We start from the raw sequence: 2,548 nt of genomic DNA on the forward strand, positions 1-2,548 counted from the left end.
CGCGATTTTCGAGGTCGGGTGTGTGCTGTTGTTCGAGGTGATTTTGCCTCGATTGACAGAGGGTTTTCCCATGAACGTTCAGCATCCCACACCGACGACACCCCTTCGCGCGCGCATGATCGCGGATATGTCGGCCCGCAATCTCGGGCCGGCGTCGCAGACCAGTCACTTGCGAGCCTGCAAGCGGTTTGCGACCTGGCTCGGGCGATCTCCGGAGACTGCGACACCGGATGACGTGAAGCACTTCCAGCTGCATCTGATCGAGAGCGGGACGAGTATCTGCACCCGCAATCAGACGATGACGGGGGTCAAGTTTCTGCTCCGGGTCACCCTGCGCCGGCATGACCTGGCGGCCGAGGTGTTCCACCTCAGGAAGCCCGTCAAGGTGCCCCTTGTGCTGAGCCGCAATGAGGTCAGGCGCATCCTGGCCATGGCGCCAGGTCTGAAGGCGCGCGTGATGCTGTCTCTGGCCTACGGATGCGGTCTGCGCGCGAGCGAGGTCGTCCGTCTCAAGGTCGGCGACATCGACGGCGAACAGAATATCATCCGCATCGTGCAATCGAAGGGCCGCAAGGATCGCAATGTCATGCTGCCCGTGGATATCCTGAGCCTGTTGCGCACGTGGTGGACCGAACGCCCGACCGTCAACGACAGGGGCGTGTCCGGACCCGATCGCGTGCTTTTTCCCGGCTATAGTGGCCGGCATCTCTCGGCGCGACAGATTTCGCGGCTGTTCAAGCAGGCGGCGCGAACGGCTGGCATCACCAAGCCGGTCACGCTGCATACGTTGCGCCATTCCTTCGCGACGCACCTGCTGGAGCGCGGCGTGGACATCCGGGTCATCCAGGCGCTGCTCGGGCATGCCAAACTCACCACGACGGCGCATTATGCGAGCGTTGCCATCGGCATGATCTCGGCGATCGACAGCCCGCTGGACGACCTGACCGCGGCGAAACGCAGGAAAGGCAAGAGAGGCGCTTCGTAGCGCGCCTTGCCCCGATCACATTTGGAGGTTGCGGACATCTTCCGCGCCCATGGGGCTGCGTATCGGTCAACAAACAAGGGGCACATCAGCCTCGACCAGTTGAAAGTGATGAACGCCGTCGAGCGTTGCCGCACGGCGGCGCTCGGCGGCCATGTCGCGCGGTGTGAAGACTGTGGGCATGATCACATCTCCTACAACTCATGCCGCAATCGCCATTGCCCCAAATGTCAGGCGGGTGCGGCCAAGGCCTGGCTTGCGGCACGCGAGGCCGAACTTCTGCCCGTGCGGTATTTCCATCTGGTCTTCACGTTGCCCAAACCGATCGCCGACATCGCCCATCAGAACAAACGCGAGATCTACAACCTGCTGATGCGGGCGAGCGCGGACACGGTGGTCAGGATCGCAGCCGACCCCAAACACCTCGGGGCCCGGGTCGGCATCACATCCGTGCTCCACACATGGGGCTCGGCGATGATGCATCATCCCCATGTTCACATGATTGTTCCGGGGGGCGGCTTGTCTGCCGACGGCACCGAATGGATCGACTGCCGCAGGAACTTCTTCCTCTCCGTCAGGGTTCTGTCCCGTCTGTACCGGCGCCTCATTCTGGACGGGCTGGTCAAGCTGCACAAAGCCGGGAAGCTCCAGTTCTACGGCGATCACGCTGACATGTTGGAACGGGATGCCTTCGATGCCTTCCTCCAACCGCTGCGAAAAATCGACTGGGTTGTCTACGCCAAGGAGCCCTTCGCCGGTCCCAAGGCGGTGCTGGCCTACCTGTCGCGCTACACGCACAGAGTGGCGATTTCCAACAGCCGCCTGATCCGCATGGATGACCGGGGCATCACTTTCCGCGTCAAGGATTACCGCGTCACCGGTCCCAAGCGGCACACCACCATGACCTTGGCGACAGACGAGTTCATCCGCCGGTTTCTGATTCATGTCCTGCCCAGGGGCCAGCACCGCATCCGCCACTACGGGCTCTTCGGAAACGGCATCCGTGCCGCCAGTATCGCCACGGTCAGATCACTGCTCGGGACCGGACGACCAGATCCGGGTCACGCTCACGATGGCACGCCCGACGACGCCGATGCGCCAGCCCGCGTCCTTGCGCTGCCATGCCCATGCTGCGGGGGCCGGTTGATCATCGTCGAGACGATCGCCCCGGAACAGCACCCCAGAGCGCCGCCAGAAACAGCGAGGGCCGCTGCATGACAGACACATCACGGATCGGAATTCCCGCCGCCAACGCTCACTGCACGGGTTGCGACCAGACCGGCATGCCCGCAACCTGGATCGTCTTCGCGAGACAGCCTCCGACGGCCGCCGAGAACCGACGCATGTGGATCAAAGCCCGCGAAACCCACGCCGCGCCGGCCGGCAGCAGCTCATTCGATCCTATATGCCGGGCAGAACCCAAGGCAATCAGCCGCTTCAAATCCCCATAGACCAACCGGTCCGCCCAACCCCAACCCCGCAATTTCGTGCTTGCGCGCTTCTCGGACGCCAGACGGTGCCGCGCGCTACTCGACCACCTCGCGCGGCGTCCGAGAAACCTACAGC

Annotated in this window: 3 protein-coding genes; 2 read left to right on the forward strand and 1 reads right to left on the reverse strand. The window is 63.3% G+C overall.

Annotated features, from left to right (window positions below; all coding sequences use genetic code 11):
* Positions 1–70 precede the first annotated feature (70 nt).
* Together V8324_RS21560 and V8324_RS21565 are read left to right on the forward strand one after the other, a co-directional pair.
* Positions 71–985 (forward strand): tyrosine-type recombinase/integrase, encoded by a 915-nt coding sequence (locus V8324_RS21560; RefSeq protein WP_442970598.1) that lies wholly within the window; start codon positions 71–73, stop codon positions 983–985.
* Positions 986–991: 6 nt separating this feature from the next.
* Entirely contained in the window at positions 992–2,200 is a 1,209-nt protein-coding gene (locus tag V8324_RS21565) for an IS91 family transposase (protein WP_336421945.1), read from the forward strand.
* Between the two features lie 37 nt (positions 2,201–2,237).
* On the opposite strand, the gene V8324_RS21570 is transcribed toward V8324_RS21565, so the two are convergent.
* Positions 2,238–2,548, reverse strand: a 311-nt coding sequence (locus V8324_RS21570; RefSeq protein WP_336421946.1) for a hypothetical protein, incomplete at its 5' end; no start/stop codon positions are given.

It is taken from the genome of Roseovarius sp. D22-M7, assembly GCF_037083785.1.
Lineage (GTDB): Bacteria > Pseudomonadota > Alphaproteobacteria > Rhodobacterales > Rhodobacteraceae > Roseovarius.